The sequence below is a fragment of the Mariniflexile sp. AS56 genome (assembly GCF_030552475.1).
Classification (GTDB): Bacteria; Bacteroidota; Bacteroidia; order Flavobacteriales; family Flavobacteriaceae; genus Mariniflexile.
In genome coordinates this window covers 22,971-39,864 of record NZ_JAUPED010000007.1, presented here as the reverse complement: position 1 = coordinate 39,864, position 16,894 = coordinate 22,971, and the positions used below count along the sequence as shown (strand labels likewise).

The window sequence follows — 16,894 nt, the reverse complement described above, 5'->3', positions numbered from 1 at the left end:
CTGTAAATCATAAGAAACTTTAATTCGAATATCCCTCTATTCGAAAAAATTTAATTCGGATTTTTATTTCTGAATAACTCAATCAGCTATTTCACAATAACCTCCGCCAAGGCCAAAGCACCAGTTCCATTTAATTGTACTTTCACAAAACGTCCTTTTTTACTTTCTACTGGGATTTTAACTGAAGGAGTTGGAACTTGCCTCTGAACCGATTTCCATACGACATTACCTGCAGCATCATGTAGTGACACCGTAAAATCTTTTAATTGATTGGCATCGATATCTGTACGATTATAAATAGTTATTTCATTAACGACGTGATGATCCCCTAAATCTACACGCCACCATGGAGTGTCTTCTTCAAGCGTCCAAGAAGTTTGTTCCATCATAGCGTTACCTTCAGTTACACCATCTACAGCAATTTCAGCACGTGGATAAGCTCGTTTATCACGAACAAATTTATTCATGCTAGACTGTTCGCACGGTTTCATAAATGCCAAATTTTTTGTGGTATCGTATTGATACCCCCAATTGGCATCCATTGGAATATCTTCTGGTTTCTCCCAAACATTAGCAACTTCTTTTAAACGGACAAACACGTCATCATCAATATCACCTGCTATATTTGGAGATATATTAAGAATGTAAACCGAATTATGAGAGTTATAACTATTTAATTTTCCTAAAATATAGTCTACACTTTTTCTAACTCCCATTTCATCGGAATTATCCCACCACCAATCGTATTGTAAAAAATCTGATGCCGCGGTTGGACGTAAATAATCTGGGTGATACGGGTAATCTCGACCTGCTGCATCTGCAAATGGCACTTCGGCATGAGACAAGTTGGACTCATAAGTATGCGAAATAATTAAACACTCTGGCTGTATTTTTTTTACCAAAGCCAAAATTTCTCCGTATTGAACATCATCAAAATTTGGTGTGGTTGGCCATGAACTCCATCCATCAAAATTGATATAATCAATTTTACCATAATTGGTTAAAAGCTCTGTTATTTGATTTTTTAAAAACTGCACGTCCTTGACTGAAGTTTTGCCATTTTCAACGCTATGATGATAATCTAAAATAGAATAATATAAACCTACTTTTAAGCCTGCCTCTCTAAATTTAGTAGTAAACTCACGAACGATATCCGTTTTAACTGCTGATGACGCTACATCATAATCGGTAAATTCACTATCCCACAAACAAAACCCACCGTGATGCTTTGTGGTTAACCAACCACCTTCCATGCGTGCGACCTTAACTGCTTTTACCCAATTATCTATATTTAACCCAGTTGGAGCAAACATTGACACAGGCTCTGTACCATCTGCCCTACCTTGATAAGTATCAGAGTTTAAGTTTTTAAATGTAGCCATGTTATAATGAAAATATGCCTGATATCTAGTATTTACAAACTCATGTTGTAGTTCGGCTAAAGTTTTAGTGGATTCATTTTCATTATTGGCTTGTGGTAAATCCTTATTAACTTTAGAGTCGCTACACGATACTAACATACATATAGCTAACACATTAATAGCTGCTTTTTTAATATTGTTTAAATTCATAGTTTTCGATTTATTATTCAGTTTTATTTTTTTCAGCAATACTAACGGGTTCCATATTAAAATTTACTCTAAAGATTTTATAAACGACACAATCTTGTCCACATCTTCCTTAGGAACATGAGTCATCGGAGGCATAGGTGTTGCGTAATCTGGCCAGTTTTCTGGCTGTGGTTCGTAAATAAGTTTTGCCATCTTATCTGCGGAATACTTACGTTTAGCGATTTCTTTAAATGATGGTCCTACTTGTTTTTTGTCAGTATCATGACAGGCTACACAAGTATGTTTTATGAGTAATGGCCGAATTTGTTCGAGTGTTATTGTATTGTTTTCTTTTAAGTTTTTCTTTTTATTAATTTCAGAAACCTGTTTCGTTTTCGTATTATTTTCTTTCTTGTCAACTACGTGTAGCTTGTTTTTTTGTATTGCCGCTTTAAAAATCTGAGTTTCCAATTTGTTTCCATCTGGTATTTTATTTAATGTATAATAACCAACTGGATGAAGTACCGGATGTTTTTCATCTTCCGAGCGAATTCCGTTTACATTAACTTCATGAATAAAACCTTCTTTCATATTATCAATGGCTATACGCACTGTAGTTCCATCATCAGAAATTTTAATTGCCGTAACATTACAATCCCCTTTATGTATTACAGGACTTCCATAGGTTTTATGATATTTATAAGTAAAATTGTTAAAAGTATAAGACGCTATGGCAGATGCTGTAGTTTTATCTACTGGCTTTGTGAATTCAAGTTCAAAACCATCTGGCATCGCGCGCATTTCTTTTATTTCAAAAGGCACTTTTCCATTCCAAACCAGTCTTTGTAAACCATAAATATCACCACCGGTAGAGCCCCAACCTCTTGCGGTCATACCAACAAACATACTTCCATCAGAACCCCAACACATACGAAATACTCCTGAAGCAAAACCTTTGACAAAAGAAAATACAGCTCCTTGGTATACGCCTTGTACTTTTTCAAGAAATACTCTATTAATTAAACTTCTTCCCTGATCACCAACAAAAATTTGATCTTTAAAAGGTCCAAAGTCTCCACGACTGTCCAACAGCATACCGGAAGTTGAAACCCCCATATTTCCATGAGGAATCCATACAGAAGGTGTTTTAATACCTGCAATATTTTTTGCTACTTCAAATTGTGGTTTTCCTGTATCAGGAATATCTTCTACTTTTAATTTAACAGAAGATCCTGGTTCACTCGACCATTTTAACCCTGCTGGGTGACTCGCAAAATCTCCTTTCTCCAACGCTGTTATGTAGCCAGAACCAATCCAACCACCTTGATTTTCAGCATAAAAAATATCTCCATCCTTATTAAGTCCAAATGCTGCCGGAGAACGTAAACCAGTAGCAAAAGGTTCCATTTTTCCTTCTTCTGAAATTTTAAGCATCCAACCACGCCATTTCACCAAACTTTGCATGCCTTTATTCCAAGCTAAATTAAGCGTAACTATCATATTACCATCTTTATCGAATACAGGACCATACGCATACTCATGATAATTTCCAGATAGATGTAATGAGTAAACTGTTTTGTACTCATCTGCTACCCCATCTCCATCCAAGTCTTTTAATCTGGTTAGTTCTGGACGTTGTGCGGTATAAAGCGCTCCATTACGATAAGCTAAACCTAAAGGCTCGTGCAATCCTTTTGCAAAGAGTTTAAAACTAGGTTTTTGTCCGTTTTTCATATACGGATTAGAGATTGTCCAAATTTCACCTCGACGTGTACTTATTGCCAATTTATCATTTGGCAACAAAGCAATACCACCAATTCCCAACATCATACCTTCTGGGATTGGAATACTATTAATTTTATAATAATCATCTTCCATTGGTTCAACTGGAAGATCTTTTTTATCTTGAGCTTGTCCAACGAATGTCATTGCAATCGTTAAGATACTCACCCATAATAATGTTGTTTTTTTACAAAACATATTCGTATCTGTAGTCATTAAGTTTAGGTTTTTAATTACCAAATAATGGAATAAGAGAATGATTTTTCGTACTTACCAAGAGTTAAAAGCATCTCTTGCCCTTTTGCTGTTTCCCTAATTATAGGACTAGAGTTTTGATTTAAGCGCACATAATACATACCGTTTACTCGATATAAATTTTTGCTAACAAGTTCTAATTGTTTTGCAGAAATTACTCTACAATACAAATTTTCTGTAGAGTTTTCTATAGCCAAATTCCTTCTTAAGGATTCTCCGTTATTTTCTAACTCAATTTTATCCCTTACAGAAACACCCTTTAACTTATATTTAAACGTAGGAATTCCTTTTTGATCGAGTATATAGCTCGTATCGTGCATATCTTCCAAATTAACGTTTTCTGGCCACTCAGCATCTTTATTTGATAAATAAGCTATTGAAGGTCCTCTAAAAAGCGGAACTACACTTCCTAAAGGCATTGCTACCTGCGAAATACCGCGACTATGCCACATATCGGTCACATCCATAAAGCGTCCTCTCCAAACTTGTAACAAAGACCCTTGAGAAACATCGTAAGAATAATGAATACCTTCATGTGTTCCAATGGACACCACATAGTTTAACTTTTCACCTTGATAATCAAGAAAACTCCTTAATAAATAAGGTTTTTTATCTGGATTTAAAATAATTAAGCCATTAGCTCTTTTATTATTACTTGGCACGTCGTATGTAAAGTCACTATATTTTATATTACGAATTGCGAGCTTTCCATGATCTCCTTGAATCATTAAAGGCCCCATTGATTTTTCATCACCAAATTTAGCAGATCTAGTTGGTCCTAAAACTTCCACTTGCTGCTGAACTAGAACATCATTAAGGTAAACCTCTTCGAAACGAGCATTGGCTATTTTTTTTCCATCAGAATTAAAACGCGGTGCACGAAAACGGATACGAAGCTGTTGCCATAATCCAGGGGCACGCGTTGCATTTTGTAAAGGAGCGACACCTTCAAAGCCTTTTACTTCTGCTGTTGAATTCCAACGTTGATAAATTCCTCCACAATCTGAAAAAATGGGATCTTCTTTTCTCCAACTATCTAATAATTGTATTTCATAGCGTCCTTGTAAATAAACCCCCGCATTGGAGCCTTTATCCATCATAAAATCTAATTCGAGATAAATATCACCAAATTCTTTTTTAGTAATTAAATGAGACCGGTGAACTTTAGTTAAATTATTCACAAGTACACCGCTGCCTTTATCTAATTTTTTAATACCCCAAGGCTTAGCGAAATCTGAAATAAAGGCTGAAGTAATCTCCCAATTTTCCCCTGGACTATCAAAGGCATTTAGGTCATTTAATGAAAGATTGCTAAGCTCCGCTTCTTGCGCCATGGACAGATTGAAAGTGGCCAAACACATGAGAAGCAAACGAATTTGGTGTATTTTTAAAAATTTCATTTATTTAACATTTTTAAAGTAATTATATTTTCAATCCCATTTTTAAAACCAAACACTACCTAATAATTTAAAAATACAGCCACTACAATTGTTAGACATTTAAATTATTATGTCCCAAACGGAATAAACAATCGCAGCAGCATAATTTATTTTTAATTAATTAGAATAACTTGGTTTTGGGTATCTACCATTAACAACTTCTGCGTTGTAATTCCCTCCTTTATCATTTTTAAAATGATCGTAAACTTTGCTTCGGTAATCCTCTTTATTAGGCACTTGAGTTCTAAATGAATCTTTCTTTAATCCTATTTCGCCAAATGGAATGGTTTTAAAGCCTTTCATTGGTTTAAATTCATCTTTAAAACTAAAATTTAAACTTTTAACATCTTTAAAAGCATCCATATCAATACGCTGTGGATATTCAAAAATCTCATCACTTGGTAAATCTTTAAATTCACCAACTTTTTTACTCTCTAAACCTTCAACAGTTCCTGAACCACCGTGAATATATATAGGCTTATTAATATCAAATGCGTAATTATCTGCAACCGTACAAAACGTTTGTGCCCATGGGTTTTTATCTATAGCTGCTTCTAACTCTGGAAATTGTTCTTTCCATGCGCCTTTTTTCCAGCCTTCTTTTCCTATAACCTGTTCCATAATGTATATATAGTCGCCTTTATCTCCCTTTGGTAAATCGGTGCCAAACTGAGATAAGCCATCCCATCTTTCTTGAATTCCTTCTGGGGTGATTGGCTTTTTAAGCGTCCACCACATTATTGATGAATCCATACTTATATTATTTTGAAAATCATTTAAGAAGCCATGAAAAATGCAACTTCCTCTTCCGGAACGGTAAAACACATTTCCGTATACTTTCATGCCCGCGCCATTATCGTCATTTCTAAATCCTGTAATGGGATGACCTCCTGGTTCTATTAAATGGTGTACAAAATTATAACGTAATACGTTATTCATCGTATACCATTGTGCACCGCAATACGCCACGTTAAAATCGCCCATTTCATAACCTACATTATAGAACTCATTATATTCCATTAACAGATTTACTGTTTTATAGCTTACAGCGCCATTCATGTCATGTATTAAATTATGAGCAAAATAAATACCAACTCCCGAAAGGCCTATAACCCCATAACCTCGTAATCTACAATGATGTATATTATTATTGGTAGCAAAATTATAACTCCACTCAAGCGACACTAAATTGCCTCCATCAATATTAAAGGCCGAGTATAAATCGTAAAAATCGCATCCTGAAATACCATTATACTGTCCGCCTCTAATGGAAACGCCTTTGCCCAATCCGTTTCGTATAACACTTCCTGCCAATAGATTATATTGGCCTCCCGATATGCTAAAAGCCAACTCGCCGGTATTTTCTAATACAAAATCACGAAACGTTAAAAACGCGGTGTTTTCTAAACTAATAAGTGCCTGTATTTTTGGTGGCTTAGTGCTTTCTAAAAGCAATTCTAAATTTTTATCTATAGACTCTTCACTTTCACCTATAACCGTTAATGATGAGCTTTTAGTATTAAAACCTTCTATGGGCCAAACATATAAACGCTCTTCACTTGTGTCAAAATACCATTCTCCGGGCTCATCTAATTCTGCTAAAACATTGAGAAGTCTAACCCGACGTGGAACCGTTTTAATTTTATCTACAATGCCGTAACGCATGTGATGTAATAACTGAACTATATTATCATCGATTTTTCCAACTGGCTCATCCTGAAAATACCAATCGTTATGAAAATAGCCTTGTGCACGCATATCTCCTGTTCGCTTAAACTCACTTAAAACTTTAGGCGATAAGCTTTCTTTAAAGGTGAATTTACCCCCTGTTGGGTTTTCTTTAGTATACGGCATAGCGGATTCTCCGGGTTTTAACCAACGGGTGGTTGGGCCTTCTTCCACAATCTTTCCAATATGATTATATCCTCGGTTAGGCCATTGTGCCAATTGTAACATATGTCCATCCATAGCTATTTGTCCGTATTTACCATCACCCTTTAAATAAGATGAAACACCTTCATTTGAAAGGTCAATGCTCATAACATGTCCTTTGGCTTTATCGTGCAATCTATTGATTAATGCTTTCTCTGAAACCGTTTTTAGCTGTTCTGTATTTATTTCTAACCCTCCAGTTAATACAACCTTTCCTTGCTCTAGTCCTTGATAAACGATTGGAGATTCCTTGGTTCCAGAATCTTCATCTGTAAATATTATACTTTTATTTATTCTGTATGTTCCATTGAATAGCACCACATGAATCCCGCCTTTAGGCAATCCTGTTGAAGCCTTTAATATTCTTATAGCATTTCTTGCGGCTTCAATTGTTTTAAAAGGCGATTTTTTTGTTCCTTTATTTTTATCTTTCCCATTTACAGAAACATAAAATACTTTTCCTGGTGTTAAAATGGGAGCTAATTGATTTTTAGTATAGGTATCACTATACCCTTCATAAAAATGGGGTTTATTTTTCAAGTTTGCTACATTTACTTGAGCATCTGCTTTTGTAGCTCCTAGTATAATTACCATACAGGCTCCTAACAAACCTGTTGCGTATAATTTCATATTCAAGTTACTTTTTTATTTATTTATTTATTTATTTATAATTTATGACATCTAACTGTCTACAAAAAAACCTTATGATAGATACAAACATATTCATTCTTCTATTCGGTTTTCAAGCTCCAAACCTGTCCTATTATTTATTATTAACTAGCGATTTAAATATCCTGGTATAGGATACCTCGCATTAACTACTTCTGGGTTATATCTTCCTGAAACTTCATTTTCAAAACGTTTATATATTGATTTTCTGTTCTCCTTCGTATTAAAAGGAGTAACACGAAAATCATTATCAATTAGACCTATATTATCGAACGGGATCGTTTTAAAACCATCCATGGGTTTAAAATTCTTATTAAAATTAAAATCTAACGACTTAATATCTTTAAAGTCGTTTAGGGAAATGGCTTTAGGCAACCTAAATTCACCTTCTTTTGGAAGATCATCAAATTCTCCCACAGCTTTACTTTCCATGCCTTCAACAGTGCCTGAACCTCCATGTATATGAAACTCTTCTCGTACCTTATAGGCATAATTAAGATTTACATTACAGTATGTTTGTGAGAACGGATTAGTTTCCATTGTAAGCTTCATTTCTGGAAATGTGTCGATCCAAGGACTTTTTTCCCAACCTTTTTCTCCTATAAGTTTTTCAGTAATATATAAGTAATCTCCTTTGTCACCGCTAGGAAGTTCTTTACCGAATTTTGACAATTCACCCCATTGTGCATCAATCGCTTCGCGAGTGCTTTTCTTTTTTAAAGTCCACCACATTACAGGAACATCTAGACTAATATTATTTTGAAAATCGTTTAATGCCCCGTCAAATTGTACGCTTCCTCTACCCGAACGATAAAAAACATTCCCATAAACTTTCATTCCTTGGCCGTTGTCATCATTACGAAATGCCATTACTGGATGCCCGCCTGGTTCAAACAAATGATGTACAAAATTATAACGCACGACGTTATTCATTGTGTACCATTGTGCTCCACAATAAGCAACATTAAAATCACCCATTTCGTAGCCTATATTATAAAACTCGTTGTATTCCATTAAAAGATTTACGGTATTATAACTTACTGCACCATTCATGCTGTGTAATAAATTATTTGCGAAGTATAAACCTACTCCCGAAAGTCCAATGACGCCATAACCGCGCAAACGGCAGTTTCTAATAATATTATTAGTAGCAAAATTGTAACTGTTTTCTAAAGTTTTAAAATCACCGCCTGTAATGCTAAAAGCATTGTATAAGTCGTAAAAATCACATCCTGAAATCCCATTATATTTTCCGTTATTTATTCGCACACCACTTCTATCTCCATTTCGAAAAATGCAACTAGCTAATAAATTATATTCTCCACCGTTAATATTAACAGCCAAATCATCGGTATTTTCAAATATTAAATCACGAAACGTTAAATAGGATGTATTTTCTAATTTTAATAATTCGCCTCCACGGTTATCGCCTTCTTCTAGTTGCCTCCCAATAACAGTTAACGTAGATTTTCCCCGTTTAAAACCATCTATTGGCCAAACATAAAGACGTTTCTCTATTTTGTCAAAATACCATTCTCCTGGCTCATCTAATTCTGCTAAAACATTAAAAAGTCTAACACGGCGTGGCAAACTATTAATTTTGTCTAAAATACCGTATCTAGTATGATGTAATAATTGAATAGAGTTTTCTATAATTGCTCCTATTGGTTCGTCTTGAAAATACCAATCATTATGAAAATATCCTTGAGCTTGCATGTCTGCCGTTCTTTCAAATTCTTTTTGAACTAGAGGAGATAAAGCTTCTTTAAAAACAAATTGTCCGCCAGTAGGGTTTTCCCTACTAAAAGGCATTGGCTCTTCCCCTGGTTTTAACCATCGTGTTGTTGGGCCACTTTCAATAATTTCCCCTATTTGGTTATAACCTCTATTAGGCCATTGTGCTAATTGCAACATATAACCATCCATAGAGATTTGACCATAATCCCCAAAGCCTTGAAAGTAATTTGCTATACTACGGTTATTAGAAAGGTCGAGACTAATAACTTTCCCTTTTGCTTTTGGGTTTAATCTTTCAATCAGTTCCTTATCATCTACAACGTTAAATTCATTGGTATCGATACTTAAACCACCGGATAAAACAACTCCACTAGAAGTAACACCTTTGTATACGATTGGTGCCTTATTCGTACCAGAATCTTCCTTGTTAAAATTAATGGTTTCATCAATATGATAAGTGCCATCTAATAATATAACTTGTACACCTCCATTAGGCAAGCCTTTCGTTGACTTTAATGTTCTTATACTATTTCTAGCAGCTTCTATAGTTTTAAAAGGTGATTTTTTAGTCCCACTATTTTTGTCATTTCCTTTTACAGAAACATAAATTTCTATAGCAGGTTTTAAAATAGGCGCTAGTTGATTGTTAGTATACTTAGCACTATATTCTTTAAAAGAATGTGCAAATTGTTTAGGCGCTACGCCTTCTTTTTGGGCATAAACTTGATTAATAAAAGCCATGGCTAATATTAGAGTTTTTAACGAAATTGTATTTATTCTCATTTAATATATATTCTTGTTAATTTTTGAACCTCTATTTAATTGATACCTTTTAAGGTTGAGTAGAACCATAAAATTTTTCCATATCATACAAAGGAGCATCAACTTCTTTTTCCCAGTCTCTCATGGATTTAGATAATTTATCTACCATATTTGGAAATTTATTGGCTAAATTGGTAGTTTCAGAAGGATCTTCCTTTAAATTGTATAATTCAAAGTGACCCGGATAATTATCTGGCATTTGAAAAAATTGCATTAATTTCCAATCACCACTTATTACAGTTTCCACACATCTATTCCTATCAGCAACTGGATATTTTAAATGAATTAAAGAAATATATTTTAACCAATGTAAATCTCTCTTTTTTAATTTTTTATTCGGATTTTTAAGTAACCCTGAAAAATTTAAACCATCAATATGTTTGTTGTGATTGGCGTCGCCCTTAACTCCAGATATAGACAATAAGGTAGGGTAATAATCGAGACCTATTATACGTTCATTACTAACACGCCCCTTTGGAGTAACACCAGGCCATTTCACCAATAAAGGCACTCGAATGCCTCCTTCATAAGAAGACCCTTTTCCTGCTCGCAACGGGTAATTATCTGTTATATTATTAGTAATTTCTCCACCATTATCACTAGTAAAAATAACCACGGTATTATTATCGAAGCCATACTCTTTTAAAGCTTTTAACACATTACCAACGGCATCATCTAAATGCTCTACTAGCCCAGCATACACTGCATTATTTTGGCGTGTATTCTCATTTATCAATGCCTTGTATTTTTCAATTTTTTCTTTATTAGCCGCTAAAGGTGTATGTACAGCATAGAACGACAGGTTCAAGAAAAAAGGTTTTTTATTTGATTGTTTTGATATAAACTTAACAGCTTCTTCTCCAAGAGCATCGGTTAAATGGTCTCCAGGTTTGTGATCTTCTAAATCTGGAACCTTAGACATTTCTTTCTGCCATTCTTGATGAGACTCAAAAGGGTAGAAATAATTGCCCGGACAACAAAACTCATTTGAGGCTATATCTTCGTCAAACCCACGAGTATGTGGGTTGTTATCTCCTTTACCTATATGCCATTTCCCTATGTGTCCTGTATAATATCCGCCATTTTTAAGCGCTTGTGCTATAGTAACCTCTGACCAAGGCAAAGAATTATCGCCTGAAGTGACTCCACCAAATTTGCCATGACTAACAGCCCCTATTCTAGCTGGGTATTTTCCTGTCATTAAAGAAAGTCTACTTGGCAAACATGTTGGATGCGATGAATATGCATTATCAAAATACACACTCTCTTTAGCTAGTTTATCTAAATGAGGTGTTAAATGAGAATCGCTACCTGTAAAACCTAAATCTGCAAATCCCAAATCATCGGCAAATATAAATACGATATTTGGTTTTTCAGAATTTTGTGCTTGATTTGGATGAGACACAAAAAAGCATAACAAAAATAGAAAAGTGTTAATCATGCTAACATCTTTAATAAGGAACACATTTTTTTTTAACATATGTATAATATTTTTTTGTTAAAATTACTTTATTTGTTCTTTGATGATTACCAATAAAATAATCATATTAAGGTTGTAAATTGTTCAATCCTATGTTTTATTTAAACATATTAAGTTCTAGTTGATAAATACCTAATACTAATAAACCGTATTATACTTCTATTAAAATATTACTACAGTTTTAAAACACAAAAACCGCTCCTCTTCCTAACCTGTCGTATTAAGAAAAAGAACGAATTAATTGAAATCTATCTTATTTATTTTTTAATTATTTTTATTGTCTTACTTCTAATATTATCTATTTTAATATGTATTAAATAAACCCCATCCGGTTTATTTTTCAAGTCTAATTGCACTTTATTATTTTTAATAACATATTCATTTGATGACACTAATTGAGAGTACATATTATAAATATCGATACTAACTTGATTCAATGGTAAGGCAAATAAAACTTCAAAATTACCATTGGTAGGATTAGGCATTGTTTTTATTTGTGAATTTAAAACCTGCACATCTGTAGATAAAGCTTCCCCTTTTCGAGTTAATATAATTCTTGTAGCTTGCCACGAAGAATTACTCCCTCCTAAATCTGAAAACTCTAATGAAAGTTTACCATCCAATACATCTACATCTGCTATTTTATTAAAGAATTTACTAGGCTCTGTATCAACATTATTAAAAATGATGTTTCCTTCAGCTTTTACTTGCATGTTATCATGAGCTAAATCTTTGTCTCCAAAAGTTATTAAAACCTCCCAATTACCATTAAGTACTCGTGCTTCAAATAGTTTTACATCATCTGAATAAATAAAATCTCTATTTAAATCGTTTACTCCTGAATCTGAACCTCGATCTTCTGACCTTAATGATGTGGTATTAACCCAACCATAATTTATACCACTGGTAATATTAGACAAACGCGTATACCCAGCAAAAACTTTAGAGTTTGGAGACCCTAAATCAAATTTATATTGATGTTCTTCAGCTATTTCTGGCAAAACATCTGCACAAGGTATTGTTTCATAAACCATTTTTCCCGTATTGTAATAAAGTCTATCATTGATACTAGAATAACTGTAATTATCACTAGTATGACATGCTTGACCATCAAAACGTAATTTAATATTTCGTCTATAGATATCTTTGTTGGGAACAGCGCAACGGTATTGATCTAAATAAAGACCTATATTATCAAAAGGAATATCTGGAGCATAAGCTGGACGTGGTTCGTTAAATTTAAAATTAAGATTATCGGGATCTTTAAATAAATTTAAATCTACGTTTTTACTATCACTTACCGTTACAGTGCTGCCACTGCTTACGTTATTATTGTTACTCCAAAACATATTATCGTAAAAACGACATTCAAACGCTCGCATTGTATTGTTCTCATTGTATTTATTAAAAACTGTTTTCATATACGGATATCTATCTGTCCAAAAAGGTTCTGCCCTTTCGCTCCAATTATCGACTGTTAAACCAGATTGCCAGTTTGGTACGCCTATAGCTTTTAACATTCTACCGATATAGTTATTTTTATCATTTGATAAAACATTATTGTTAGTGATATACCCCATAGCAGTTTGATAACTACTACCACTATCATCTGAGTTCTTAATACCTGTATAACAATCTAAAAGCACATTTTTAAACACGGAATGTCCCGCACCCTTATTCATTTTAATTGCTTCCCATCCTCCTTTGTACAATACGTTTTCGATAATTGATTCTCCGCCATCAAAATCATCAGAGAAAAAACCAGCACGCCCTAATAATTCTGGCACACTCATAATATGATGTACAAAATTGTGTTTAATGGTATTACCGTAAGACCATATAGAATTTCCTGTATAAAAAGCGCCGCCATCACCTTCTTCTATACCAACATTAAAAACTTCATTTAATTCAAGAATATGGTCTACACCAGCATGGGTTAGTGGCTGCCCATTCATGTTATGAATTACATTATTTCTAAATATATTTCCTGCACCATTCATTCCGCAGGCTTTACCGTAAAAATCTTTTGAAAATATTTGAGTAAAATGACAATTCTCAATTTTATTGTTTCCATAACTAATAGAAGTAGAGGTTACTTTTCCCCCATAAAGTCTTGTACTATTTGGAATGTCATAAAAATCGCAACTTTGTATGCTACTATTTGTCACATCGTGCCAAATATTAGCAGCTGTTATAGGCGCTGCAATAAATCTAAAACGTACTCCCGCAACAACAATATTATCGCTACTTCCTATAATGTTTATTGCACCATCACCATTAACCCCTTTGCCTATATTTTGAACAGTCATCTTTTTAATTATAATATCACTAGCATCACGAACTTCAAACAACTGAGGCCCAGCCCAGATACCTATTGTTGTATCACTGTCAATAGGATTATCGAACCATACATACAAATTAGAATCTTGCGTATCAAAATACCACTCACCAGGTTCATCTAATTCATATAACATATTATATACAAAAAACCGTTTTGGCTTACTAACATCATTACTTAAACCATATTTAGTTCCATCTACAAATTGAACATTTCCAGAAGCATCAATAGATTGAATTCTATTGATTTCTTTTAACCATACGGCAGAGATATACCCATTGGTTTCTACACGTTTAGTTCTATTAATTTCTGCATTCCATTTTTGAATATTTATAGATTCAATCATTTTAAAAGTAGCTCCAACTGGGCTATCGTAAGTACCAGTCGTATTTTTTACTTCTTGACTTGTATTAACTGTACTTGTATTAACATGTGCAAAACCAACATTAGGAAAACGAGCCAACGTTTTCATTTCGTCATTAATAGAAATTTGTGCAGTAGGTTTTGTTAATAACTCAATGATTTGGGGGTCTGTAATTTTATAAGATTTTACGTTACCAACTGCAGTGGGGTTCAATTTATCTATTTTGGATTGCTCGGTTACGGTTTCAAAATTTTGTGTTTCTACAAATTTACTTCCGTCGAAAATAACAGTCTCATTGTTATAACCGCTAAAAGTAACTCCATTATCCTGCGCTCCTAAATAGCATGTTGCATCAAAATCATAACGACCTCCTCTAATCCAAACGGTTTTAGCCCCTGTCAGTCTTGCTTTATCTCTAGCTCCTATTAGTGTTCCTAAAGGACTGCTGATAGTTCCATTGTTTGAATCACTGCCGCTTGGAGCTATGTATAACTCTGTTTGTGCTTGAGCCATTAAACAAAATAAAAAGGCATAGAATAATAACGCCCGTTTTACATTTTTTTTTTGATTCATAATTTTGATTTTGGTTATTAGTTTAAGTTATAAAGTGTTTATACGTAAAAAACTAAAGAGATTCTATATTATTTGATCTATTACTAATAGTAACCTCAATTTTCATGATCACAATGTACAATCTAATGCACTTTTATTGGTTGGCAATTTGTTTTTATAAGCGGATAATTTGTTCAATTTGAACTGGATAATTTTCTATTGAGCTAATACTTCTATTAAAAAAAAAACATACTGAATATACAAAACAAGAATACAAATAAACCAAAAAGACTTAGGATTGAGGCCAATCCTGAGTCTTTAAAACATAATTTATTTATAATAATACTTATAAATACCTAATCATTCCAGTGCCCTTCAATAATTTCTTGAAGAAATGGATATTTCTCATCCTCTTCATTTAAAACTCTTCTTTCAATTTTTAATTGCGTTTTCATTTCTGCAATAACCTTTTTGTATTTAGCATTTTTATAGGCGTTTGTTAATTCATATGGATCGTTTTTTAGATCATAAAATTCCCAAGCTACAGGTGTAGGTAGCACTTTGTTAGAATGGTCTTCATCATTCCAGTACATGGTAAGTGATCCTTCTTTTTCTAAATCATGATACTTTCCATAATAAAAAATGAGTTTGTAGTCCTTACTTCGTAAGCCAAAATGAGCAGGAATATCATGATGTATCATATGCATCCAATAGCGGTAATAAGTATAGTTACGCCAATGTTTGTCTTTACCTTTTTTTATTATCCTTTCCATACTTTTTCCTTGCATATAATCCGGTACTTTTCCTCCTGCCATGTCTATAATAGTTGGAGCAAAATCGGTATTATTTATTAATTCATCAGAACTGGTTCCTGCCGTTACCATCTTAGGGTAATGAACAATAAAAGGCATACGGATAGATTCTTCATACATCCAGCGTTTATCTTCCATATCATGTTCGCCCAGCATCATACCTTGATCGGAGGTATATATAATAATCGTGTTTTCCCATAATCCGTTATTTTTTAAGTACTCAAAAAACCTTCCCAAATTATCGTCTACTCCTTTAACACAACGTAAATAGCGTTTTAAATACTCTTGATAAGCAGCACTCGTTGCTTCCTTTTCTGTTGGTCTATCCCCAGTTTTATAGATATCTACATAATTTCGATTTCTATGTCTGGATGAAATTGACGACCCTATATCATGAATCAAACTATCATTTTTACCTCGTGTTGCTTCAGATCCCCAAAAGGGTTGATTGTATAAACTTTCGGGTTCCGGAATATGCACATCTTTTAAATAATTAGCATATTTTGGATTAAACTCAAACATATCATGAGGTGCTTTGAAATGATACATTAAGAAAAATGGTTTTTCTGTTTCTTTTCTATTGTCGAACCATTCAATCACATTGTTTGTAACCACATCTGTAACGTGACCTTGATACTTTACGATATTATCTGGCCAAGTTCCTTTGCCTTTTTCTCTAAACTCAGGATCAAAATATTTCCCTTGCCCTGGCAACACTTTATAATAATCGAATGCAACAGGTTCGTTATGTAAATGCCACTTACCTATAATAGCTGTTTCATACCCCATTTTTTTCATTTCCATTGGCAAGTATTGCTTTTCAACATCTAAGTCTCCCCATAAATCTAAAACACCATTGGTTTGACTATATTGTCCAGTTATAATGGATGCTCTACTAGGTGTACAAATGGAATTAGTAACAAAACAGTTTTCAAAAACCATCCCTTCTTTGCCTAACTTATCTATGTTAGGTGTTAAGTTTAGGTTTGCCAAACGCCCTCCATACAGCCCAGTTGCTTGAGCTGCATGGTCGTCGGTCATGATATAAATAACATTTGGTTTTTTATTGCTTTTTTGAGCGTTACAAAAGGATATACAAAATATAACCGTAACGGTTAATGTGAGAAAAGGTGTTTTCATTGCTATTATAATTCTTGATTAA

8 protein-coding genes are annotated in these 16,894 nt (G+C 33.7%); all 8 read right to left on the bottom strand.

The features are described from left to right. Positions 1–86: 86 nt before the first annotated feature. The 8 genes from Q5N74_RS09865 to Q5N74_RS09830 all read right to left on the bottom strand — a co-directional run bounded on the left by Q5N74_RS09865 (position 87) and on the right by Q5N74_RS09830 (position 16,872). The gene (locus tag Q5N74_RS09865) at positions 87–1,571 is read right to left on the bottom strand and encodes an alpha-L-fucosidase (RefSeq protein WP_304388627.1); all 1,485 of its coding nucleotides are present in this window, start codon (positions 1,569–1,571) and stop codon (positions 87–89) included. A gap of 63 nt (positions 1,572–1,634) precedes the next feature. Continuing rightward, complete coding sequence (locus Q5N74_RS09860) at positions 1,635–3,548, bottom strand: c-type cytochrome (protein ID WP_304388626.1); 1,914 nt, start codon at positions 3,546–3,548, stop codon at positions 1,635–1,637. Positions 3,549–3,565: 17 nt separating this feature from the next. Then, positions 3,566–4,987, bottom strand: coding sequence for a DUF1080 domain-containing protein (locus Q5N74_RS09855; RefSeq protein WP_304388625.1), 1,422 nt, complete (start codon positions 4,985–4,987; stop codon positions 3,566–3,568). Between the two features lie 156 nt (positions 4,988–5,143). Next, positions 5,144–7,588 carry a right-handed parallel beta-helix repeat-containing protein gene (locus Q5N74_RS09850; RefSeq protein ID WP_304388624.1) on the bottom strand — a complete coding sequence of 815 codons (2,445 nt, stop codon included), beginning with the start codon at positions 7,586–7,588 and terminating at the stop codon, positions 5,144–5,146. A gap of 147 nt (positions 7,589–7,735) precedes the next feature. Continuing rightward, positions 7,736–10,147, bottom strand: coding sequence for a right-handed parallel beta-helix repeat-containing protein (locus Q5N74_RS09845; RefSeq protein ID WP_304388623.1), 2,412 nt, complete (start codon positions 10,145–10,147; stop codon positions 7,736–7,738). Positions 10,148–10,196: 49 nt separating this feature from the next. Next, the gene (locus Q5N74_RS09840) at positions 10,197–11,627 is read right to left on the bottom strand and encodes a sulfatase (protein ID WP_304388622.1); all 1,431 of its coding nucleotides are present in this window, start codon (positions 11,625–11,627) and stop codon (positions 10,197–10,199) included. A gap of 296 nt (positions 11,628–11,923) precedes the next feature. Beyond that, positions 11,924–14,941, bottom strand: a complete 3,018-nt coding sequence (locus Q5N74_RS09835; protein WP_304388621.1) for a T9SS type A sorting domain-containing protein — start codon at positions 14,939–14,941, stop codon at positions 11,924–11,926. 335 nt (positions 14,942–15,276) lie between these two features. Next, positions 15,277–16,872: a sulfatase gene (locus Q5N74_RS09830; RefSeq protein ID WP_304388620.1), complete on the bottom strand. Its 1,596-nt coding sequence runs from the start codon at positions 16,870–16,872 to the stop codon at positions 15,277–15,279. Positions 16,873–16,894: the final 22 nt, after the last annotated feature.

Excerpts from the sequence above, each read along its gene's own strand:
- Q5N74_RS09835 (WP_304388621.1), bottom strand. The coding sequence starts at position 14,941 with ATGAATCAAAAAAAAAATGTAAAACGGGCGTTATTATTCTATGCCTTT.
- Q5N74_RS09850 (WP_304388624.1), bottom strand. The coding sequence starts at position 7,588 with ATGAAATTATACGCAACAGGTTTGTTAGGAGCCTGTATGGTAATTATA.
- Q5N74_RS09865 (WP_304388627.1), bottom strand. The coding sequence starts at position 1,571 with ATGAATTTAAACAATATTAAAAAAGCAGCTATTAATGTGTTAGCTATA.
- Q5N74_RS09860 (WP_304388626.1), bottom strand. The coding sequence starts at position 3,548 with ATGACTACAGATACGAATATGTTTTGTAAAAAAACAACATTATTATGG.
- Q5N74_RS09845 (WP_304388623.1), bottom strand. The coding sequence starts at position 10,147 with ATGAGAATAAATACAATTTCGTTAAAAACTCTAATATTAGCCATGGCT.
- Q5N74_RS09855 (WP_304388625.1), bottom strand. The coding sequence starts at position 4,987 with ATGAAATTTTTAAAAATACACCAAATTCGTTTGCTTCTCATGTGTTTG.
- Q5N74_RS09840 (WP_304388622.1), bottom strand. The coding sequence starts at position 11,627 with ATGATTAACACTTTTCTATTTTTGTTATGCTTTTTTGTGTCTCATCCA.
- Q5N74_RS09830 (WP_304388620.1), bottom strand. The coding sequence starts at position 16,872 with ATGAAAACACCTTTTCTCACATTAACCGTTACGGTTATATTTTGTATA.